This is a genomic window from Pseudomonas xionganensis (genome assembly GCF_009763245.1).
In the GTDB taxonomy this organism is placed as follows: Bacteria; Pseudomonadota; Gammaproteobacteria; order Pseudomonadales; family Pseudomonadaceae; genus Aquipseudomonas; species Aquipseudomonas xionganensis.
On the sequence record NZ_WKJZ01000003.1, the window covers coordinates 331,911 to 354,284 of the forward strand.

A 22,374-nucleotide genomic window follows, 5' to 3' on the forward strand; every position below is an offset into this window, starting at 1 on the left:
GCCTGAAGACCATTGAGTCGCAGCCAGGGCAGAACACCCAGGGCGCAGTTGTCATCAACCCTCTCTCAGCTGCCGCAGCCGTTGCCACACCCACAACACTGCCCAGCCGCCTTTTTCAGCCGGCGTGCCACTTCGTCCTTGAGGGCCACGCGCTCCTGCTTGAGCTGGCCCAGGGCACCCTCGGCGAGCAGTTCGATGCCGTCTTCGATGCGGCAGATACGCTTGTCCAGCGCTTCGTAGTTCTCGGCCAGACGGGCGAAGGCATTGTCCTGCTGACGCAGCTCGTGCAGCTCTTCGCGCAGCTCGGGGAAATCCTTGACCAGGGCATGGTGTTCAACGTGCATAGGGCAACTCCTCACTAGAGATGCCTCAAGCCTATGCCGTCGGCAGCCCTGCGCAGTTGACCGGGATCAACGCCCCGCTATCCAGCGGCACGCATCCTGTCGGCCAGCTCATCCTTGAGGCTCACCCGCTGCATCTTCAGGCCGGCCAGCATCAGCTCGTCCATGGCCACGCGGCCGCTCTCCACCTCGTAAATGCGCTTGTCGAGTTCTTCATACTCTTCGGCCAGGCGGGCAAAGTGCCCGTCCTCACCGATCAGGCGACGCAGCGCGTCCTTCAGTTCGGGAAACTCCCGTGACAGCGGATGGTGTTGCAATGGCATGGCGGCATCCTCTTGACGGCCTGTTTTGAGCCTAGCCCAAGGCTCTGGAATCTGCCGCAGATCGCCCGGGGGCATCGTGCGAGTGATCTGCTATGGTGTTTGCAAAGATCAAAAAACCACTTTGTACAGAGACTGCGCATGAGCAAACCCACAGGTTGTTCCGCCTGCCGTGACGGCAAGGGACTGGACTTCCCCATCAGCATGGCCTTCCAGCCGATTGTCGATATCAATACCCGCCAGGTGTTTGCCCATGAGGCTCTGGTTCGCGGCGCTGAAGGCGAATCGGCCGGCAGCCTGCTGGATCGACTCAACCGTGACAATCTCTACCCCTTCGATCAGGCCTGCCGGGTCACGGCTCTGGAGTGGGCGGCGCGGCTGCAGATGCCGGGCAAGATCTCGATCAACTTCATGCCCAATGCCGTGTACAAGCCGGAAACCTGCATCCGAGCCACGCTGGAGGCGGCCGAACGGGTCAAGTTTCCGCTGTCGCGGATCATTTTCGAGGTCACCGAACAGGAGCAGGTGCTGGATATCGACCACCTCACCAATATCCTGCGGGCCTACCGCAAACAGGGCTTTATGACCGCCATCGATGACTTTGGCGCCGGTTACGCCGGGCTCAATCTGCTCGCCGACTTCCAGCCGGACCTGATCAAGCTGGATATGCAGCTGATCCGCAACATCGACCAGGACCCGGTGCGGCAGATCCTGGTGGAAGCCACCTTGCAGATGTGCCGCAAGCTGAATATCCGGGTGATCGGCGAGGGCGTGGAAACCCCGGGGGAGTTGCAGGCCCTGCGTGACATGGGGGTCGAGCTGTTCCAGGGTTACCTGCTGGCCAAGCCAGGCTTCGAGTCCCTGCCCGAGGTGCGCTTCCCCGAGTGATAGACGCTGGCAAGAGCAGACGGCTGGATTACACTCAGCCGACCATCATCCATCAGGGACAGCAGCATGAGCATTCTGAGTGAATTCAAAGCCTTCGCGGTCAAGGGCAACGTGGTCGACATGGCCGTGGGCATTATCATCGGCGCGGCCTTCGGCAAGATCGTCTCGTCCTTTGTCGGCGACGTCGTGATGCCGCCTCTGGGGGTGCTGATCGGCGGGGTGGATTTCTCCGACCTGGCCATTGTGCTGAAAGCCGCCGAGGGTGATGTCGCCGCCGTGACCCTGTCCTATGGCAAGTTCATCCAGAGCGTGATTGATTTTCTGATTGTCGCCTTTGCCATCTTTATGGGGGTCAAGGTGATCAATCGTCTCAAGCGCGAAGAAGAAGCCGCTCCCGCCGCACCGCCTGCGCCGACCAAGGAACAGGAACTGCTGAGCGAAATCCGCGACCTGCTGAAAAACCAGCAGACACCGTCCTAGATGATCGCGCAACGGCCTGCGTGCGGCCCACCGCACAAAGGCCGGATGGGACCAAGCCCCAGCTCAGCAGGCCAGCCATTTTCACCTAAACTGCTAGAAATCGTTGCACTGCCGTACCAATGAAAGATGCGCATGCAAAGTCGAGCGCTTGGAGCACGCCCGTTAAGTTGAATAAGGATGTCCTAAGGATTTGGACCAAGCCAACCAGACAACATATGCCCAGTTGAAGGCCTGCCATGAGCCAAACTGCTGACGACGAATTATTCTCTTTCGACGACGAAGGTCGCGCAGAACACGATGACCGAGCCCAGGAAGGCTGGTATGTCCTGATCGTCGATGACGATCAGGATGTCCATCAATCGACCTGTTTCGCCATGGCCAACACCCAGATCCTTGGCCGGCCACTGAAGTTTCTGCACGCTTACTCAGCCAGCGAGGCTATTGATCTCCTGGCCAAACAGGCACATGTAGCCGTGATCTTGCTGGATGTGGTGATGGAATCCGAACATGCCGGACTCCATCTGGTGCGACGCATCCGCAAGGAACTGGATAACAGCGAGACACGTATCATCCTGCGCACCGGCCAGCCGGGCTACGCCCCTGAACTGGAGGCCATTCGTGATTACGACATCAACGACTACAAGACCAAATCCGAACTGACTCGCAACCGGCTGTATACCGCCCTGACCACGGCCATCCGCTCCTATGACCAGATCCATACCATCAACGCCAGCCGCCGTGGCCTGGGCATGGTCATTCGCGCCAGCAGCCAGTTGCTGGCACGCCAGGGTGTCAGCGAATTCGCCGCTGGCATCATCACCCAGATCTGCGGCCTGCTCGGTTTGCCTCCCGAGGGGCTGGTTTGCGCCTATGACCATGAAGCCTCGCCTGCTAGCGCACTGATTGTGGCCGCTGCTGGAAACCTGACCGGCTGCATCGACAAGCAATTGGGTGAACTGCAGGATCGCCGGGTGGCGGAAGCACTCAAGCAGGCTCTGGCTGAGCGCAGCAGCCTCTTCACCGACAGCTCTACAACACTGTTCTTCCCGGGCCAGGGTCATAACCATATGGCCGCCTACCTACAGACCGAGCGCCCACTGGGCGAACTGGACAAACAGCTGCTGGAGGTGTTCTGCAGCAATATCATCGTCACCCTGGACAACGTTCTGCTGCTCAGCCAGCTAAAGGATCATGCTTACAACGACCAACTGCTCCACATCCCAAATCGCCTGGGGCTGGTTCATGCGCTGGATCAAGCGCTTGGGGGAGACGCTGCCAGCCAGTACACACTGGCGCTGATTGATATCGATGGCTTTTCAGCGTTCAACGACACCCTCGGGCACAAGCTTGGCGATGCCATGCTGCAAGCCCTGAGCACTCGCTTACAGACAAAACTGCCCAGCAGTAGCCTGATTGCACGAGTTGATGGTGATGTGTTCGCTATCCTTGCCGATCACGGCACGCTTGAACCGACCCGTCTGCAAGACCTCCTGCAGGATCCATTGCAGTTTGCCGATCTATGCCAGCATTTTACTGCCACCATTGGCCTTACACGCCTGGATCAGGTGGATGGCAAAGGTAGCGACGCCCTGAAGGCCGCCAGCATCGCACTCAAGCACGGGAAACAGCAGCAACGCGGAAGCATCAGCCACTTCAGCCGCGAAATGGAATTCGAGACGCGCGCACGCGTGCAACTCCTGCAAGACCTGCGCCTGGCCTTCGAACGCGAACGCCTATTCGTTGCCTACCAGCCCCAGTACAACCTGCAGAACAATCAACTGGTCGGGCTCGAAGCGCTGCTGCGTTGGCGCACCGAAGATAACCGCTACGTCTCCCCTGCCGAGTTTATTCCTCTGGCCGAAAGCTCAGGCTTGATCGTCGCGCTGGGCGAATGGGTTCTGCGCGTTGCTTGCCATGATCTAAACGCAATCAACCAGCACAGCAAGCGGCCGCTCCGCATGGCGGTCAATGTCTCCGTTGCACAACTGCGCCACCCCAACTTCATCAGCATGCTCAGCAGTGCGCTTAGGGAAAGCAGTGTGCCGGCGAACCTCATCGAGCTTGAGATCACCGAATCGATGGCCATGCTGGAAGCTGACCTTATGAGCGTGCTGATTGAGCAGATCAAGGCGCAGGGACTGACGCTGGCGGTAGACGACTTCGGAACAGGTTTCTCCTCTCTCAGCTACCTGGAGAGCCTGAACGTGGATCGACTGAAGATCGATCTGAGTTTTGTTCGTCAGCTGGAACAGAGCGAGGGCAGTAAGCGCATTGTCGAAACCATTATCCAGCTGGCTCATAACCTGGACCTTGACGTCATTGCCGAGGGCATTGAGCAGCAAAGCCAGGCCACCTTGCTCAAAGAAATGGGCTGTCATGAGGGACAGGGCTATCTGTTCGCCAAACCCATGTCGATAACCGAACTGCTTGCTTTTATCGCCGCGCATCCGAGTGAATAAGCCATGGCCCACCTTCGACTATCACATCTGGTGCTTGTTGCGCTATCGCTGCTAAGCACTGCCTGTAGCGACCCCGAACCCATTCGCCTTGGTTTTATTGGTGGGTTGTCCGGGGCCAACGCCGATCTCGGACTGACCGCGCGCAATGGCGTCCAATTGGCTATTGAGCAGCATAATGCCGCCACAGGGAAAACGGGCCGCCCTGTGCAACTGATCATTCGCGACGATGAGCTCAGTCCGGAGAAGGGTAAGAAAGCACTGGCAGAGCTGCTGGAGCAACACGTCGATGCCGTCATTGGCCCGATGACCAGCGCCGTCGCCGTCGCTATCGCGCCACAGGCTACTGAGGCTGGTGTGTTGCTGATGGGTGGTCCGGTCAGCACTGGCCTGCTCAACAACCGCGATGACCAGTTCTTTCGCACCATCGGCAGCAATGATCAGCACGCTCGCGTGATGGCCGAACACCTTCATCAACGACACAGCATCGACAAGGTCAGCCTTATTCTTGACACCCACAACAAGGCCTACAGCGAATCATGGGCAGAGCACTTCTCCACCCACTTCAAATCGCTGGGCGGTCAGGTTGTACAAACCACGACATTCGAGTCCTCCACCGAACTCGACTATGTACAACTGGCTAGCCAGGCCGTCGCTGCAGAGCCTCAGGTAGTACTGCTTATTACCAGCGCACTCGATGCGGCCCTGCTGACCAATCAGCTACGCCAACTGCAACCTAATCTGCTTATTGCCACTGCGGAATGGGCGGGCACTGGCAAGCTGATAGAACTGGGTGGCAATGCCGTCGAAGGCGTATTGGTGCCTCAATACATGAACACTGAGGACAACGGAGCAGCCTTTATAGCCTTTCGCCAGGCCTACACAAGACGCTTTGGAGAAGAGCCCGGGTTTCCAGCCTTGACGGGGTTCAATGCCACCCGTGTGGTTCTGAAGGGTCTGGCCGAGCAGCGCGACGATGAATCGCTCAAACAAACCCTGCTGCGCCTGCAGCGGTTTGACGGTTTGCAGGGGCCTATCGAGTTTGACGCCTACGGTGACACCCAGAGCCCGACCTTCATCACTCGTATTCACAAGGGACAGTACCTGCATGCGGATTAAATACCCGCTTGCCAGCCTGTTCATCGCTGCAACACTGGTGGCCTGTAATGAACCGCCACCGCCTGTGCAACCGGTGCGCCTGGGAGTGATCGTCGACAGCTCTGGAGCTAGCGCCAGTCTTGGCATATCGGGGCGTAATGGTGTGCAACTGGCCATTGAACAGCACAATCAGAAAGGAGGCATTAAGGGGCGCCCTATTGAAATACACCAATACGACGACGGCTTTGATCCGCAACAGGCCAAGCAAGCCGCCCGCAAGCTGATCGATATCAAGGTCGACGCTGTGCTGGGCCCGATGACCAGCGTGATTGCCGAAGCCCTGGCTCCAACCTTCACAGAAGCCAATATCCTGCTTATGGGCATTACCCCCCTTTCGCCCCTGCTCGCTGGCAGGGATGACATGTTCTTTCGCACTCTTGGCCACCAAAACCCTGATGCCCGTGACATTGCGAGCCATCTGCACAAACGCCTTGGCATCAACCGGGTCAGCTTGTTGGTCGAACAAAGCAACGCGACCTTCACAACACCCTGGGTGGCGGATTTCACCCGTTACTACACCGGACTTGGAGGGGAAATCGCAGACCCAGTTGTCTTTCAACGCAGCGCCGAAGCGCCATATGCCGACCTGGCTCAAACCGCCCTAAAGCAGGAAACACAGGCCGTGGTGCTGGTCAGCAGCGCACTCGATACCGCCATGCTCGCCTCACACCTACGGCAGAAAAAACCAGACATGGTTCTGGCAACACCGGCCTGGGCAGCCGCTGACACTCTGCTGGAAATGGGTGGTCAAGCGGTTGAAGGTTTGATCACTGCCCAGGTTTTTGACATCGAGGACAAAAACCCGCTTTTCCAGAGTTTCCGCGACCAATACCAGGCACGCTTTGGTCAGGACGTCGATACCGCTGCAGTCACAGGTTACAACGCCACTCAAGTACTGCTGCATGCCCTTGCGTCTCGCCAACCTGACGAGCACCTCAAGCAGACCCTGTTACGCATTCGTCGCTTCGAGGGCTTGCAGCAACCGATCGTCTTTGACGACTTCGGCGACAACTACAACCTTATCTATTTGAGAGTGGTCAGGCATGGTCGCTTTATCAGTCCTGAGTAACCTGCTCAAGGCGCGTCCACTTCTACTGACTCTGGCAGGCCGCTTTATCATTGTGGCTGCCTTGCCGATTCTGGCTGTGGCTCTTTTGTTTCGCCTGTATTACGAACCTCTGCTACTCGAGGATATCGATACCCGCCAGGGATTTGCAGCCGATAACATTGCGCGTCAACTGGAGCGCCACTTTGCCATTGCAGACCGTGAACTGGGCTCTTTGGCCAATCTGTTTGACAGCTCCGCAGACCTCAGCGAAGCACAGATACAGACACTACTCGACGCCTATGCCGACACTTCGGACTTCTACGAGGCCATCTACCTGAGTGACGAACAGGGACGCATCCGCGCGATCGGCATGCCTTCAGCCAAACGCGGACTACGGCAAAATCTCTACGGCCTGGATATCTCCGCCCGGGACTTTGTGCGAAAAGCTCAGGCGGAGCAGGTTGGGGCTTGGTCCAACAGTTTTCTGTCCACCGTCAGTTCACGACTGGCGGTAGCCCTGGCCAGACCGCTCGGCCAACGTGTGCTGATCGGCGAGGTGGCCATCAGCCCTCTGCCAGAGCTGGCCAAGCAACTCAGCCAGGATGGAGCCCTTCAGGTTTTGATTGTTGACCGTCAGCGCCAACTGATCGCCAGCTCGCAAAACCCCGAGGCAAGTCAGCAACTGAACCTCGGCCATCTACCGGTTTTCCAGCATACAAGCCCTCGCGTGCAGCGCCTGCAAATCGATAACCAGGAAATGGTTGGCCTGTCACGAACTGTCAGCGGCCCCGATTGGCAAGTGCTGGTTGTTCAACCCAGCGAACAAGCCTATGCCCTGCTGAGTTCGACCTGGCAACGCCTGTTCTTGTCACTGGCTGCTACCTTAGCCATGGCGCTAGGCATTGCTGCACTCACCAGTTGGAGCTTGGCCAAGAAAATCTCACTCTTCAGCCGCCAGGTTAAGCAGATTGCCAACGGGAGATACGACCTACCGGTACAGAGCACTTCAATCAGCGAGCTGAATACGCTGAGCGTCAGCCTCAAGCGCATGGTAGGGGCGATTCGTGAGCGGGAGGAAGCCCTGCTCGCCACAGCCCAGAGCCTGCGCGAAAGTGAAGACCGGTTACTTGCGACCCTGGAAAATACACCCAATGTGGCTATCCAGTGGTTCGATGCAGAAGGCAGGGTTGTAATGTGGAACCATGCCAGTGAGACGCTCTATGGCGTAAGCCGCGACCAGGCAATGGGCCAGACCCTAGACAAGCTGTTCTACTCTGTCGAGCAGGAGCGACTTTTCAGGGCCATGCTTAAAGAAACGACCAGCGGTGCTGGTATTGGCCCTTACTTAAGCGAGATCCATCTTCCAGACAACCGACAGTTATTCGTCCTGGCCACCACCTTTGCGCTGCCAAGCCGTGAGGGGCAGCAGTTGTTTGTCTGCATGGATGTAGATGTCACCGAGCAGAAAAAGGCGGAAATCGCCTACCGCGAGCTCAATGCCAGCCTGGAGCAACGGGTCGCCGAACGCACCGATGCCCTGACCCGCAGCAACGAAGAACTGAACAAGGCCATGGGCACCCTGCAGCATGCCCAGGACGAGCTGGTGCAGAGCGAGAAGCTGGCAGCCCTGGGCGCGCTGGTCGCCGGTATCGCCCATGAGCTCAACACCCCGGTCGGCAACAGCCTGATGGCCGCCAGCACCCTGGAAGACCACGGCCGCGAGATTGCCGCAGCCGTTAGCGCCGGGACCCTGAAACGCTCGACCCTGGAGCAGTTTATCGAGGACAACAAGACCGCCACCGACATCCTGGTACGCAACCTGCGCAAGGCCAGCGAGCTGATCAACAGTTTCAAGCAGGTGGCGGTGGATCAGGCCGGCTCGCAGCGCCGACGCTTCCAGCTCAGCGAGGTGATCAAGGAAATCCTGATCACCCTGGGGCCCACCCTGAAGAAAACGCCCTTTGTGATCGACAGCAATATCGATGACAGCATCGAGCTGGACAGCTACCCCGGCGCCCTCGGCCAGGTGCTGGTCAACCTGATCAATAATGCGCTGATCCATGGTCTGCAGGGCATGGACCACGGCAAGATCGGCCTGTATGCCTTTACCTATGAGCCCGGCTGGATTGAGCTGGCCCTGTCCGACAACGGCCGCGGCATTGCCGAGGAACACCTGCCGCGGATTTTCGACCCCTTCTTCACCACCCGCATGGGCCAGGGAGGCAGCGGCCTGGGGCTGAATATCGTGCACAACCTGGTCACCGGGGTGCTCGGCGGCAAGGTGGAGGTGGCCAGCCAGCTCGGCTGGGGCGCGCGCTTTGCCATCCGCCTGCCGATCTGCGCGCCCATGGACGAACCGGAGGGCGCCGGCGACGTGCCCCCTACCAGTAGTTCTCCAACGCCAGCTGCCCCGGCCGCCGACTCAGACTGAGCTGCATGCCACGGTGTTTCAGGCGCGCCTGCATGTCCTCGATCATCTGCGGGTTGCCGCAGAGCATCAGTCGCGAGCGCGCCGGGTCCAGCGTCAGGCCGGCGGCGCGCTCCAGTTCGCCGCTGTCCAGCAGCGTGGTCAGGCGCCCGTGCAGGCAACCCGGCGCCTGCTCGCGGCTAAGCAGCGCAATAAACTGCAGACGCCCGGCAAACTCGGCCAGATAGTCCCGCGCCGTCAGCCCCCGAATCAGCTCAAGATAGGCCAGCTCCCGGGCATGACGCACCGAGTAGACCAGCTTGATGCGGGCAAACCGCTGCCAGACCTCAGGGTCCTGCAACATCGACAGAAAGGGCGCCAGCCCCGTGCCGGTGGCCAGCAGCCAGAGATCCTCGCCATCGGCAAAGCGGTCCAGGGTCAGAAAACCATAGGCCTGGCGCTCCACCAGCAGGCCCGCCCCCGGCTGCATCTGGCTCAGCACGGTGCTGAACTCGCCGTCCGGCACCAGGATGGAAAAGAATTCGAGAAAGTCATCATGGGGCGCCGAAACCATCGAATAGGCGCGCCACACCACTGAACCATCGGCCTTGCTCACCCCCAGCCGGGCGAACTGGCCGGGGCGAAAGCGAAAGCCCGGGTCACGCGAACAACGCAGGCTGAACAGATTGGCCGCCCAGGGCTGCACACTCTGAACGATCTGGCGGGTGAACTTGTCGGGCGTCGCGGTCATACTTCGCTCCTATCTGACTTGTCCCTGCGGTCACTCTGCTTCGCAGTCGCTCTGCCTTGCACTCAGCCTGCTGCGCAGTAGCTCTGCTTTGCAGTAGCTCTGCTGCGCAGTGTCGCGCAAAGCGCCGCTCACAAACACCAGCGATCTATATGCCTATATTCGATACGCCCTTTGCCCAGCTGGACCTGATCCGCCAGCCCGAACAGCAGAAAGAGCCGCTGCAGGCTTTCGATGCCGCCGATGAATACTTGCTCAAGCACCTGCATGAGCAGGGCTTGAGCGCCGCCACCCGCTGCCTGGTGCTCAACGACAGTTTCGGCGCCCTGGCCCTGAACCTGGCCGAACAGTGCCAGGTGAGCAGCAGTGGCGACTCGCACCTGGCCTATCTGGGCTTGCAGGCCAATGCCCGGCGCAACCACCTGGACGCCCAGCGCGTGCGCTTTATCCCGGCCAGCGAGACCGCTGCGGGGCCGTTCGACCTGGTGCTGATCCGCATCCCCAAGACCCTGGCCCTGCTGGAAGAGCAGCTGATTCGCCTGCACGGCCAGCTGGCGCCCGGCGCCCGGGTGATTGCCACAGCCATGCTCAAGCACCTGCCCCGGGCTGCCGGCGATCTGCTGGAACAATATATCGGCCCGGTGCAGGCCTTGCTGGCGGTGAAAAAGGCCCGCCTGCTGCTGGCCAGCCCCGAGCCCAGGCCCGCGCCGCAATCGCCCTACCCCAGCCGCTACCGCCTGGAGCAGCCGGCCATCGAGCTGCTCAACCATGCCAACCTGTTCTGCCGCGAAGGGCTGGACATTGGCACCCGTGCCTTTCTCCCGCACCTGCCTCGGCACCTGGGCCGCCAGCGGGTGGCCGACCTCGGCTGCGGCAATGGCGTGCTCGGCATCGCCTACGCCCTGGGCAGCCCCGAGGCCGAGCTGACCCTGGTGGATGAGTCCTATATGGCCGTGCAATCGGCCCAGGAAAACTGGCAGGCGATTCTGGGTCAGCGCCCCGTGGACATTCGCGCCGGTGACGGGCTGGCCGAACAGGCGCCGGAGTCCCTGGACCTGGTGCTGTGCAACCCGCCCTTCCACCAGCAGCAGGTGGTTGGCGACTTTCTCGCCTGGCGCATGTTCCAGCAGGCGCGCAACGCCCTGGTCACCGGCGGCGAGCTGTGGATCGTAGGCAACCGCCACCTGGGTTATCACGCCAAGCTGGCGCGCCTGTTCCGCGGCGTCGAACAGGTCGCCGCCATGCCCAAGTTCGTCGTGCTCAAGGCGCGCAAATAGGGGGTCAGGGCAGCGCAGGCGGATTAAACGCGCCGCTGCCGAGAATGCCCTGGGCCATCCACAGCAGCACCGCGGCATAGAACAGCCGGGGCAGCCACAGCGCCAACTGTTCACGAAAGCTGTCCAGACGCGCGGTTTCGCTGGCAGCGTAGCGCTGCAGGCTGGCGGGCAGGCTGCCGCTGGCCTCCCCCGTACCGATCAGGCTCAGGGCCACGGCCCTGCCGGGAAATTGCAGCGGGGCCAGGGCCTGAGCCAGCGACTGGCCGGTCTCGATACGTTGCGCCAGGCTCTCCAGCTGCAGGCGCACGGGCCGGCTGCGCAGAGTGGCACAGGCCCTGGGCAGGGCATCGAGCATGGGTAGACCGGCCTCCAGCAGCAGCCCCAGGGTGGCAAAGAAATCCCGCAGATTGCTGCGCAGGTAGAAGTCCCCGAGCAGCGGCAAGCGCGCCAACACGGCGCCAAGCAACGCCCCCTGGCCCTCGGGATCGCGCTCGTTGCGCTGCCATAACCAACGCCCCAGCCCATAGATCAGGGCCAGAGCGAATAGCGGCTGCAGGCAGTGCCACAGGTAGCCGGCAGGCGTCAGCTGACCGCCCACCAGCGCCGGCAACGGCTGGATAAACAGCGCCAGCACCAGCACCGCCAGGGGCATCAGCAGCCGCGACTTGAGGGCCGCCCGCTGCCGGGCCTGCTGCTCGTAGCGCTGGGTCAGACGCTGCAGCAGGGTGGCCAGACAACCACTGGCCTGGGCCGCGCGGATCAGGCTGGCATCCAGCGGGCTCAACAGCCCGCAGAGCTGCCCGGCACTGGCCAGCTCCCGCCCCTGCTCCAGCTGCCGCCGCCAGTGCGCCATGGCAGGCGCCAGGGCAGCCGGTAGCTGCACCGTGGCCAGGGCCTGCAACAGCGGCAAACCGGCCCGTTCCATGGCCGCCAGCTGGCTGAACAACTGGGCACGGTTGGCCGCACTGGGGTTGGCTACAGGTACACGGGGCATAGGCACGCTCGGACAAGGCAGGACCTCAGACTGCCATAGATCGGCTCAAGGCGGCAGCGGCGCCTCGGCAAACCAGCGGCGAAAAATCGCCTCGAAGCTGCCGTCCTTGCGCATGCCCTGCAGCGCCTGCTGCCAGCGCACTACCCGCGCGCTGTCGGTGTGCGGGGAGAAGGCGATGTAGTAGCTCGATTGCATAAAGGGCAGATGCGCCTGCACCGCGTCGGCGTCGAGCCCGCCGGCGCTCAGTTCGTCGGCCAGGGTCAGGTCCTCGGTGGCGATCAGCTGCACCCGGCCATGCTTGAGCATGGTCACCATCTGCTTCGACCCGCTGACAGCATAAAGATTGTCCAGCCCCATGGCCTTCAGGGTCTCGAAGCTGTACCACTGCTTGGGCACGGCCAGCGGTCCGCTGGCGGCCACCTGCGCCAGGCTGTCGAAGCGCAGCCCACGGGATTTCAGGGAATAGAAACTGGTGGTGCCCTGCAGGATCGGCCCCACCCACTGAAAGCGCGCCTCGCGCTCGGCCGTGCGCACCGTGGCAAACAACGCCGTATCCGCCTGATGCTGGGCCAGGTGATAGGCGCGGGTCCAGGGCAGCAGCTCAATACTGGCCTTGTCCCCGGTGCGCGCGATCAGGGCCCGCACCACCTCCACGGCAAAGCCATCAAGCTCGCCGTCACGGCTGAAGCTGGTGGGCGGTGCCTCCTCGGTCAGCAGCTGTAACTCGGCCGCCTGCGCAGCACCCGCACTCAGCAGCAACACCAGACCAAGTAAATAACGACGCAGCATGATGGGCCTCCACTGCGCCAAGCCTAGCAGGCCGCCGCGCAGCCGCCCGGCGGCAGGTCGATGATCTCCGACAACTCGGCCTCGCCCGCCTGGGGGAACCAGCGCCGATGAATGCGCGCCAGCTCGCCGTTGCGCCGCAAATTGTCCAGCGCCTGCTGCCAGCGCCGCACCAGCGCGGGATCGGTGCCCAGGGAAAAAGCGATATAGGTCTTGTGATCCATCAGGGTGTAATGCAGCTGCAACTGCTCGCGGCGCATGTCCTGGGTGGCCAGCAGGGCATCCAGGGTCAGGCTGTTGGCCAGCAGCAGCGCTACCCGGCGGTGCTTGAACATTCGCATCATGTGTTCCGGGGTGGGCACCGCATAGAGGGTATTGAGCCCCATTTCGCTGAGCAGCTCATGGGAATACCACTGCTTGGGCACCGCCAGGGTGCCCAGGCGCGCCACGTCCTCCAGGTTGCGCACCTGCAGACCGTCCGTCTTGCGGCTATAGAAGCTGGTATGACCGGCGGCGATGGGGCCGACCCAGTGAAACCTGGCCTCACGGCGGGGCGTGCGCACCGTGGGGAAAATCCCCACATTGGCCTCACGCAGGGCCTGCTGATAGGCCCGGGTCCAGGGCACCAGCTCGATCACTGCGGCCTGCTGGGTATCGCGTAGCAGGGTTTCGGCCACTTCCACCGCCATGCCGCTGAGCACGCCATTGTCGATAAAACTCAGCGGGCGATAGTCCTCGGTATATAAACGCAGCGGCGCCGCGCTCAATAGCGTGCACCAGCAGAGGCCGATAACCGCGGTAAGTGCCTGCCTGATGATCATGCTCTGCCCCCGCTGTCGGTTGGTGGCGTGCAATGCCATAGATTCATTGGCGCTATGGCGCTTGTGGGCCATCGCGCAACGTCTCGTACAGATCGAGCATATTGGCCCGGGTGATCAACCGCGCCGGCAGCAGGGTATGGACCGGCGGCCCGGTCATACCGGCCTGCATGGCCTGGTGTGCGAGCACCACGGACTGGTAGCCGATAACCCGTGGCTGCTGCACCAGCAGGGCATGCATATCCCCCAGGCGCAGGGCTTCGAGCAGCACCTCGTCACCGTCGAAGCCGATATGCACCCGCTGCCCAGCCTTGCGCAGGCGGCGCATGGCCGCCAGGGCTGCCCGCGAGCTGGTGCTATTGGGGGTGAACAGGCCATCGAGCTGTTCCAGCTGCTCGCCCAGTGCCTCGACCACCAGCTGGCTGTCATCACCCACATAGCGGTCGACCAGCACCTGCAGACCGCCGGCCTCGGCGCCCTGGCGAAAACCACGCTCGCGCTCGCTGGTCGAATGCACGTCCTGCTGCAGGCGCAACAACGCCACCTGCCCGCGCCCTTGGAGCAGCAGGGCCATATGCTCGCCAGCCAGGTAGCCGGCAGCGAAATTGTCGGTGGCCACCAGCCCCAGTGGCGCCTGCTCGCCCAGGCTGCGATCCATATACAGCGTGGGAATGCCGCCGGCCTGCAACTGCCTGACGCGTGGCGCGATGGCCTCGCCAGCCGGGGCAATGACCAGGGCCTTGCAACCCTGCCCGAGCAGCAGCTCGATGACCTGCAACTGCGCGTCGACGCCCCCCTCGCGCAGCGGGCCGCGCAGGTAGAGGCGCACATCCAGCTCGCGGGCAGCCTGCTGGGCACCGATCTCCACCTGCCGCCAGAAGGCCGTATCGCCTGCCGGCACCACACCCAGGCACTCAGCCGCGTAAACCGGCAGGGCCAGGCAACACAGGGCCAGACCCTTTAGCAGATGACAGCACCGTGGTCTGATTGACATCAGAACGCTCCCGGTAAGCAGCCCTGGAAACCGACGCCCACACCCGGCGGACGCCACCAAAAGATCCTCCATCCTTGTGCGACCCGATACTGTCACTCTAGCATCAGCGACTTAGGCGCACCGGCCAGAACACGACCGGTCATCCGCCAGATTTCCAGCGCACCTGTCCTGCCTTCACACTTTTTCACAGTCCAGACGACCGCCGGGCTGGCAGCCGCTGCCCAGGCAGGCGATGATCAGCCCTCAACTCCACATGCCGAACGATATGACCGATACCACACAGAGCACCCACCCCACGCACAAGCCCAGGCCACTGGTCGATCTGCTGATCAGCCTGCTGATTCCCTCGATGATTCTGATGAAGCTCAGTGGCGAAGCGAATCTGGGCGCCGATGGCGCACTGCTGCTGGCCCTGGCCTTCCCCTTCAGCTGGGGCGCCTTCGAGCTGATCAAGTACCGCAAGTTCAACTTTATCGCCCTGCTCGGCCTGATCAGCGTGCTGCTTACCGGCGGCATCGGCCTGCTCAAGCTGGACAACCAGTGGCTGGCGATCAAGGAAGCCACCATCCCCGGCCTGATCGGCATCGCCGTGCTGGCCTCGACCCGCACCCGCTACCCGCTGATCCGCACCCTGCTGTTCAACAAGAGCGTGCTCAACGTGGACAAGATCCACGCGCGCCTGGAACAGGGTGGCAACACCCAGCAGTTCGAGGCGCGCCTGCTCAAGGCCACCTACTGGCTGAGCGGCACCTTCTTCTTCTCCTCGGCGATGAACTATGTGCTGGCCAAGTGGATCGTCATCAGCCCGGCGGGCAGCGAGGCCTTCAACGCCGAGCTGGGGCGGATGAATCTGCTCAGCTACCCGATGATCGCCATCCCCTCGATGATCATGCTGATGGCCATCTTCTATTACCTGTGGCGCACCATCCACGGCCTGACCGGGCTCAAGCTGGAAGAGGTGATGGCGAACGCCGAGCAGGATTCGGCCTCCTGATCGCCCGCCGCCACGCATGTTGAGCCTGTCGGCCTACCTGGGGCTGTTTCTCTCGGCCCTGGGCGCGGCGACGCTGCTCCCCCTGCAGTCGGAAAGCCTGCTGGTGGCCCTGCTGCTCGGCGGGGCCCATCCCGCCTGGGCACTGGTACTGGTGGCCAGCCTGGGCAATGTGCTGGGCTCGCTGCTCAACTGGTGGCTGGGCCTGTCTATCGAGCACTACCGCGACAAGCGCTGGTTCCCCGTCAGCCCCGAGCGCTTGCAGCAGGCCCAGACCTGGTATGCCCGCTATGGCCGTTGGTCACTGCTGCTGAGCTGGCTGCCGGTGATCGGTGACCCCCTGACCCTGGTGGCCGGGGTGATGCGCGAACGCCTGTGGGTGTTTGTGCTGATCGTTAGTCTGGCCAAGACCGGACGCTACCTGGTGCTCACCACCCTGACCCTGCAGCTGCTGCCCAGCCTGTAGCGCTCTCCCCGGCTCGCGCCAGGATTGGCGAGCATGACGCCCGCGGTTTTATTTGGCGCAGCGCGATACGCGGTGCTGCGCAAGCGGGCGCACTGCCCTAGAATGCGCGGCCGTTTTTAACCAGCAGTCCGCCCCATGAGCCTTTCCGCCCCCGCCCGCGCCTGTGGTATCGACTTCGGTACCTCCAACTCCACCGTCGGCTGGCTGCGTCCAGACGCCGAGCCGCTGATTGCCCTGGAAGACGGCAAGATCACCCTGCCTTCGGTGGTGTTCTTCAACAGCGAAGAGCGCCGTCCGGTCTATGGCCGCCAGGCCCTGCAGGAATACCTGGAAGGCTACGAGGGCCGCCTGATGCGCTCGCTGAAAAGCCTGCTGGGCAGCAAGCTGCTGAAAAGCGAAACCACGGTGCTGGGCAGTGCCCTGCCGTTCAAGACCCTGCTCGGCTTCTTTATCGGTGAGCTGAAGGCCCGCGCGGAAAGCCTGGCCGACCGCCCCTTCGAGGAAGTGGTGCTGGGGCGCCCGGTGTTTTTCGTCGATGACGACCCAGTGGCCGATCTGGAGGCGCAGAACACCCTGGTAACGGTGGCGCATACGCTCGGGTTCAAGGAGGTGTCCTTCCAGTACGAACCGATTGCCGCGGCCTTCGACTACGAGTCCGACATTGAGCGCGAAGAGCTGGTGCTGATCGTCGATATCGGCGGCGGCACCTCGGACTTCTCCCTGGTGCGCCTGGCCCCGGAGCGCCGCGCCATTGCCGAGCGCCATGAGGATATCCTCGCCACCGGCGGCGTGCATATCGGCGGCACCGACTTCGACAAGCAGCTGTCCCTGGCCGGGGTGATGCCGCTGTTCGGCTACGGCAGCCGGATGAAAAGCGATGCACCGATGCCCACCAGCACCCACCTCAACCTGGCCACCTGGCACACCATCAACGCGGTCTATTCGGCGCAGTCCCAGCGCCAGTTGCAGAGCATGCGTTACGACATTGTCGACCCGACCGGCATCGACCGCCTGTTCCAGCTGATCGAACGCCGCGAAGGCCACTGGCTGGCCATGCAGGTGGAAGACAGCAAGATCGCCCTGAGCGAGCAGGAGACACGGCCCATCGACCTGGACCGGATCGAGCCGGGGCTGGTGGCCGAACTCAATCGCGGGCTGTTCGAAGGGGCCATCGAGCCATTGCTGGCGCGCATCCGCAGCAGTATTGAGCAGTTGCTGGCGACTGCCGGACTCAAGCCCGAACAGGTCGATACGCTGTTCTTTACCGGGGGCTCCAGCGGCGTACCGCTGCTGCGCCAGAGCGTGGCGGCCCTGCTGCCCAACGCCCGCCAGGTGGAAGGCAATACCTTCGGCAGCATCGGCAGCGGCCTGGCCATTGAGGCGTACAAGCGCTACGGCTAAGGCCGTAGGGTGGATGGCGCTTTATCCATCCACCACTAGCGGCACTATGGTAGATGAGAAAAACGTCATCCACCCTACGCAATGGATCAGCAGCCCTACCGCCAGAATAAAAAACGCCAGCACGGTGCTGGCGTTTTTTATGGCTATGTACCAATAGCGTGTTGCATGGTGCGCCCAATCGCTTCTTGGATGCAGTGATCCGGCTGAATACGTTGCTGGTAACGCTCAAGCATACGGCGCCAGCCCAGACCCGTAGGGTGGATGACGCTTTTTCATCCACCATCGGCGTTGCATGGTGGATCGATAGAGCGCGATCCACCCTACGCGATCAACGCGGAACTGCCGGCCGCTTGGCCGGTTTCTTGCCCTTGCCCTTGCCGCCGGCGGCGCCCTTCTTCTCTTCCTGCAGTTTGGCAAAGGCCGCAGCCTTGGCCTGCTCGCGCTTGTCCCAGGGGTTGCCGCCGTTGCTCGCGCGCGGCGGCAGGCCGCTGTGCTGGGTGAGGATGCGGGTGCTTTCCTTGCCGACCTTCTTGCTGCCGGCCGGGGTGGAGTTCTTCCGCCGCGCGCTGTGGTACTCGTCCACCTTGGGCTGGTGGGCCGGAATCAGCTGATGCTTGCCCGGGCCGATCAGATCGCTGCGGCCCATGCGCTCCAGAGCCTCGCGCAGCAGCGGCCAGCCCTTGGGATCGTGGTAGCGCAAAAAGGCCTTGTGCAGACGGCGCTGCGCCTCGCTCTTGACGATGGTCACACCATCGGACTTGTAGGTGACCTTGCGCAGCGGGTTCTTGCCTGAGTGGTACATGGCCGTGGCGGTGGCCATGGGCGAGGGATAGAAGGCCTGCACCTGGTCGGCACGGAAATCGTTGCGCTTGAGCCACAGGGCGAGGTTCATCATGTCCTCGTCCGTGGTGCCCGGGTGCGCGGCGATAAAGTAGGGGATCAGGTACTGCTCCTTGCCCGCTTCCTTCGAGTATTTCTCGAACATGCGCTTGAAGCGGTCGTAGCTGCCGATGCCCGGCTTCATCATCTTGTCCAGCGGACCGCGCTCGGTGTGCTCCGGGGCGATCTTCAGGTAGCCGCCGACATGGTGGGTGACCAGCTCCTTGACGTACTCTGGCGACTCCACGGCCAGGTCATAGCGCAGGCCCGAGGCGATCAGGATCTTCTTCACCCCCGGCAGGGCGCGGGCCTTGCGGTACAGTTCGATCAGCGACGAATGGTCGGTATTGAGGTTCTCGCAGATGCCGGGGAACACGCAGGACGGCTTGCGGCAGTGCTTCTCGATCTCCGGGTCCTTGCAGGCGATGCGGTACATATTGGCGGTCGGCCCGCCGAGGTCGGAAACCACCCCGGTAAAGCCCGGCACCTGGTCGCGCATCTCCTCGATCTCGCGGATGATCGAGTCGTGGGAGCGGTTTTGAATGATGCGCCCTTCGTGCTCGGTGATGGAGCAGAAGGTGCAGCCCCCGAAACAGCCACGCATGATGTTCACCGAGAAGCGGATCATCTCATAGGCCGGGATCTTTTCCTTGCCATAGCCCGGGTGCGGCACGCGCGCATAGGGCATGCCGAACACATAGTCCATTTCCTCGGTGGTCAGGGGGATGGGTGGCGGGTTGAACCACACATCCACCTCGCCATGTTTCTGCACCAGGGCGCGGGCGTTGCCCGGGTTGGTCTCCAGGTGCAGCACGCGGTTGGCGTGGGCATAGAGCACGGCATCGCCACGCACCTTCTCGAAGGACGGCAGACGGATCACCGTCTTGTCGCGCTCCAGGCGCGGGTGCGGCAGCAGCTCGACCACCTTGGCTTCGTTGGGATCTTCGACCGGGCCCTTTTCCTGCTCGATGGCGCAGGCGGCAGTGTCCTGGGTATTCACATAGGGGTTGATGATCTTGTCGATCTTGCCCGGGCGGTCGATGCGGGTGGAGTCGATCTCCAGCCAGCCCTCGGGGGTGTCGCGGCGGATAAAGGCAGTGCCGCGCACATCGGTGATGGTTTCGATCTTCTGGCCGAACGCCAGGCGCTGGGCCACCTCGACAATGGCCCGCTCGGCGTTGCCGAACAGCAGGATGTCGGCGCAGGCGTCGATCAGGATCGAATGGCGCACCTTGTCCTGCCAGTAATCGTAGTGAGCGATACGGCGCAAGGAGGCCTCGATGCCGCCGAGCACGATCGGCACATGCTTGTAGGCTTCCTTGCAGCGCTGGCTGTACACCAGGCTGGCGCGATCCGGCCGCTTGCCGGCCAGACCGCCGGGGGTATAGGCGTCGTCGCTGCGGATCTTCTTGTCGGCGGTGTAGCGGTTGATCATCGAGTCCATGTTGCCGGCCGCCACGCCGAAGAACAGGTTCGGCTCGCCCAGCTTCATGAAATCGTCTTTGCTGGTCCAGTCCGGCTGGGCAATGATGCCCACGCGAAAGCCCTGGGACTCCAGCAGCCGGCCGATAATGGCCATGCCGAAAGACGGATGGTCCACATAGGCATCGCCGGTGACGATGATGATGTCGCAGCTGTCCCAGCCCAGCAGATCCATCTCTTCCCGGCTCATCGGCAGGAAAGGCGCCGGCCCGAAGCACTCGGCCCAGTATTTTGGATAATCGAACAACGGCTTGGCTGCTTGCATGGAAGGTGACCAACTGAGACAGGTTTTAACGGCCGCGGAATATAGCACAAATTTTAACCAAACCCGACTGGCGCGCTGGGTTTTGCTTACCCGCCGCCGCACAAACCTCGCCCAGCATCTGTGATCACAACCCCAGCCATGCCTATACTGCTGGCCATATGGCATCGACCGAATAATCAGAAGTACAGGGGCGCATGCGGTGCAGGGGTTACTGAGCAGAATCATTCTGTTGTTGGGGCTGCTGAGTCATGGCCTGAGCTTGGCGGCGACGCCAGCACTACTGGGCCCGGCCAGCAGCGGTCAGGCCCTGAACGGTCAGATCGAACTGCTGGAAGACATCGGCGCCCGACTGAGCATCGCCGATATGGCCGACCCCGCCGTGCAGAGCCGCTTTCAACCCGCCAACGGCCGGGCCAGCGTGGGCCAGAGCCGCAACCCCTGGTGGCTCAAGGTCAGCCTGCAGCGCAGCGCCGATGCACCCTCTGCCTGGTGGCTGGAGGTCGGCGCCGTCACCCTGCTCGATCTGCAGCTGTATTTTCCCGATGCCCAGGGCAACTGGCAGATGCGCCAGGCCGGCGAGCGGGTCGGTTTCAATGAGGGGCGCGACCACCCCTACCGCCGCGCGCTGTTCCGTCTGCCCGAACTGGATGAACAGCCGCTGACCTTCTACCTGCGCACCTATGACCCGGCCGGCAACTCCTTCCCCCTGCGGGTGTGGCAGCTGGAAGACCTGACCCAGACCGCTACCCAGGAAAATCTGGGCCTGGGCCTGGTCTACGGGGTGATCCTGGCCCTGCTGCTGTACAACCTGTTTATCCTGATTGCCCTGCGCGACAAGGCCTACTTCTGGTACGTGCTGACCACCGGCTTTGCCCTGGTGTTTATCCTCAGCATGACCGGCCATGGTGCCCAGTACCTCTGGCCCGGCCAGGCCGTGCCGGTGTGGCTGGATCGCATCACCCTGCCCTCGCTCTGGGGCCTGTGCGCCAGCCGCTTCGCCCAGACCCTGCTGCAAACCCGCCTCCATGTGCGCTGGGCCCACCACCTGCTGAGCATGGCCTGCGGGGTCTATATCCTCGCCATCGCCCTGGCCTTTCTCGACCAGCGCCATTACTCCGCCTGGCTGATCGCGCTGCTGTCGCTGACCAGCATCCCGGCGGCCCTGGGTGCGGCCCTGATCCGCTGGCGTCAGGGCTTCTTCCCGGCCCTGCTGTATCTCTACGGTTACGGCCTGGTACTGGGCAGCGTGGCGATTCTGCTGCTGCGCGCCACCGGGGTGCTGCAACCCTCGGCCCTGAATGCCTATATCTTTCCCGTGGCGGTGGCGGCCGAGTCCATTCTGTTCTCCTTTGCCCTGGCCTACCGCATCCAGATCCTCAAGCAGGAAAAGGCCGATGCGGTGCTGCAGGCCGACCGTGAGAAAACCGCGCGCCTGGCCATGGTTCAGGCCAGCGCCGATGAACTGCAGCGCGCGGTGACCGAGCGCACCGCCGAACTGGCAGCAACCAACGAGCGCCTGCAGGAGCGTGAGCTTGAGCTGCAGCATGCGGCCTTCCACGACCCCCTGACCGAGTTGCCCAACCGCCGTTACCTGATCGAGCGCTGCGAAGCGGCCCTGGCCCATGCCAAGCGACATAACCAGTCCGTGGCCCTGCTGCTGATCGACCTGGATCACTTCAAACCGATCAACGACCGCTTCGGCCACGACGCTGGCGACCTGATGCTGCAGGTCATCGCCCGCCGCCTGCGCGAACATGTGCGCGCCGAAGACAGCGTGGCGCGCCTGGGCGGTGACGAGTTCGCCGCCCTGATCGGCGGCGCCGATGCCCAGCAGCATGCCCGGGAGATTGCCGAGCGCCTGCTGGCCGAACTGGCGCAGCCGGTTCTCTACGGCGCCGAATCCCTGACCGTGACCATCAGCATCGGCGTGGCCCTGTATCCGCAACACGCCAGTAACTTCACCAGCCTGTACAAGGCCGCCGACGAAATGCTCTACAAGGTCAAGAGTCGTGGCCGCTCGGGCTCGGCGATCTGCGGGGAGGATGGCGAGATGAGCAGCAGCGCACGGCTGCAGGTGGACGTCCTTAACACCCCGAGCGGGTTGGGCTGAAACGACGGACTTCGTACGCTTATCGGCCATTTGACACCGTTTATCGCCACCCGCCCCCGCACTTT

19 protein-coding genes and 1 pseudogene are annotated in these 22,374 nt (G+C 62.5%); 11 read left to right on the top strand and 9 right to left on the bottom strand.

The genetic code is table 11. From position 1 onward, the window contains the following. Positions 1-65: 65 nt before the first annotated feature. Complete coding sequence (locus GJV18_RS16370) at positions 66-344, bottom strand: YdcH family protein (RefSeq protein WP_160347565.1); 279 nt, start codon at positions 342-344, stop codon at positions 66-68. A 77-nt stretch (positions 345-421) separates the two neighbouring features. Further along, positions 422-664 (bottom strand): YdcH family protein, encoded by a 243-nt coding sequence (locus GJV18_RS16375; RefSeq protein ID WP_160347566.1) that lies wholly within the window; start codon positions 662-664, stop codon positions 422-424. Positions 665-802: 138 nt separating this feature from the next. Here GJV18_RS16375 and GJV18_RS16380 point away from each other — a divergent pair, with 138 nt between their 5' ends. From GJV18_RS16380 to GJV18_RS16405, 6 genes are all read left to right on the top strand, one after another. Next, entirely contained in the window at positions 803-1,549 is a 747-nt protein-coding gene (locus GJV18_RS16380; RefSeq protein WP_160347567.1) for an EAL domain-containing protein, read from the top strand. Positions 1,550-1,615: 66 nt separating this feature from the next. Continuing rightward, complete coding sequence (mscL, locus tag GJV18_RS16385; RefSeq protein WP_160347568.1) at positions 1,616-2,029, top strand: large-conductance mechanosensitive channel protein MscL; 414 nt, start codon at positions 1,616-1,618, stop codon at positions 2,027-2,029. 236 nt (positions 2,030-2,265) lie between these two features. Then, a complete protein-coding gene (locus GJV18_RS16390; RefSeq protein WP_218572146.1) occupies positions 2,266-4,488 on the top strand; it encodes a putative bifunctional diguanylate cyclase/phosphodiesterase in 2,223 nt (740 codons plus the stop codon). 3 nt (positions 4,489-4,491) lie between these two features. Then, complete coding sequence (locus GJV18_RS16395) at positions 4,492-5,604, top strand: ABC transporter substrate-binding protein (RefSeq protein WP_160347569.1); 1,113 nt, start codon at positions 4,492-4,494, stop codon at positions 5,602-5,604. Then, positions 5,594-6,712 (top strand): ABC transporter substrate-binding protein, encoded by a 1,119-nt coding sequence (locus GJV18_RS16400; RefSeq protein WP_160347570.1) that lies wholly within the window; start codon positions 5,594-5,596, stop codon positions 6,710-6,712. The genes GJV18_RS16395 and GJV18_RS16400 overlap by 11 nt, the downstream gene beginning before the upstream one ends. Then, on the top strand, positions 6,687-9,122 hold the full coding sequence (locus GJV18_RS16405) for an ATP-binding protein (protein ID WP_160347571.1): 2,436 nt from the start codon (positions 6,687-6,689) through the stop codon (positions 9,120-9,122). Before GJV18_RS16400 ends, GJV18_RS16405 begins: the two co-directional genes overlap by 26 nt. Here GJV18_RS16405 and GJV18_RS16410 read toward each other — a convergent pair. Then, positions 9,073-9,849 carry a ferredoxin--NADP reductase gene (locus GJV18_RS16410; RefSeq protein ID WP_160347572.1) on the bottom strand — a complete coding sequence of 259 codons (777 nt, stop codon included), beginning with the start codon at positions 9,847-9,849 and terminating at the stop codon, positions 9,073-9,075. The two genes, GJV18_RS16405 and GJV18_RS16410, sit on opposite strands and share 50 nt — an antisense overlap. A gap of 149 nt (positions 9,850-9,998) precedes the next feature. On the opposite strand from GJV18_RS16410, the gene GJV18_RS16415 reads away from it, so the two are divergent. Beyond that, on the top strand, positions 9,999-11,123 hold the full coding sequence (locus GJV18_RS16415) for a methyltransferase (protein ID WP_160347573.1): 1,125 nt from the start codon (positions 9,999-10,001) through the stop codon (positions 11,121-11,123). A gap of 4 nt (positions 11,124-11,127) precedes the next feature. Here GJV18_RS16415 and GJV18_RS16420 read toward each other — a convergent pair whose 3' ends face one another. From GJV18_RS16420 to GJV18_RS16435, 4 genes are read right to left on the bottom strand one after another with little or no spacing between them, the layout of a single operon-like run. After that, positions 11,128-12,117: a type II secretion system F family protein gene (locus tag GJV18_RS16420; RefSeq protein ID WP_160347574.1), complete on the bottom strand. Its 990-nt coding sequence runs from the start codon at positions 12,115-12,117 to the stop codon at positions 11,128-11,130. A 45-nt stretch (positions 12,118-12,162) separates the two neighbouring features. Then, complete coding sequence (locus GJV18_RS16425) at positions 12,163-12,906, bottom strand: substrate-binding periplasmic protein (protein WP_160347575.1); 744 nt, start codon at positions 12,904-12,906, stop codon at positions 12,163-12,165. A 23-nt stretch (positions 12,907-12,929) separates the two neighbouring features. Further along, on the bottom strand, positions 12,930-13,724 hold the full coding sequence (locus GJV18_RS16430; RefSeq protein WP_160347576.1) for a substrate-binding periplasmic protein: 795 nt from the start codon (positions 13,722-13,724) through the stop codon (positions 12,930-12,932). Positions 13,725-13,776: 52 nt separating this feature from the next. Next, entirely contained in the window at positions 13,777-14,715 is a 939-nt protein-coding gene (locus GJV18_RS16435) for a substrate-binding domain-containing protein (protein WP_160347577.1), read from the bottom strand. A 265-nt stretch (positions 14,716-14,980) separates the two neighbouring features. Between GJV18_RS16435 and GJV18_RS16440 the strand changes: the two genes are divergently transcribed. The 3 genes from GJV18_RS16440 (at position 14,981) to GJV18_RS16450 (ending at position 17,573) form a co-directional block, all read left to right on the top strand. Then, positions 14,981-15,709, top strand: a complete 729-nt coding sequence (locus GJV18_RS16440) for a VC0807 family protein (protein ID WP_160347578.1) — start codon at positions 14,981-14,983, stop codon at positions 15,707-15,709. 16 nt (positions 15,710-15,725) lie between these two features. After that, on the top strand, positions 15,726-16,172 hold the full coding sequence (locus GJV18_RS16445) for a YqaA family protein (RefSeq protein ID WP_160347579.1): 447 nt from the start codon (positions 15,726-15,728) through the stop codon (positions 16,170-16,172). A 135-nt stretch (positions 16,173-16,307) separates the two neighbouring features. Next, on the top strand, positions 16,308-17,573 hold the full coding sequence (locus GJV18_RS16450) for an Hsp70 family protein (RefSeq protein WP_160347580.1): 1,266 nt from the start codon (positions 16,308-16,310) through the stop codon (positions 17,571-17,573). Between the two features lie 143 nt (positions 17,574-17,716). Here GJV18_RS16450 and GJV18_RS18695 read toward each other — a convergent pair. Both GJV18_RS18695 and GJV18_RS16455 read right to left on the bottom strand, forming a co-directional pair. After that, positions 17,717-17,821: pseudogene (locus tag GJV18_RS18695) on the bottom strand (IS1595 family transposase); the annotation flags it as partial. Positions 17,822-17,901: 80 nt separating this feature from the next. Continuing rightward, positions 17,902-20,199, bottom strand: coding sequence for a YgiQ family radical SAM protein (locus GJV18_RS16455; protein ID WP_160347581.1), 2,298 nt, complete (start codon positions 20,197-20,199; stop codon positions 17,902-17,904). Positions 20,200-20,398: 199 nt separating this feature from the next. Here GJV18_RS16455 and GJV18_RS16460 point away from each other — a divergent pair, with 199 nt between their 5' ends. Next, positions 20,399-22,309: a diguanylate cyclase domain-containing protein gene (locus GJV18_RS16460; protein WP_160347582.1), complete on the top strand. Its 1,911-nt coding sequence runs from the start codon at positions 20,399-20,401 to the stop codon at positions 22,307-22,309. Positions 22,310-22,374: the final 65 nt, after the last annotated feature.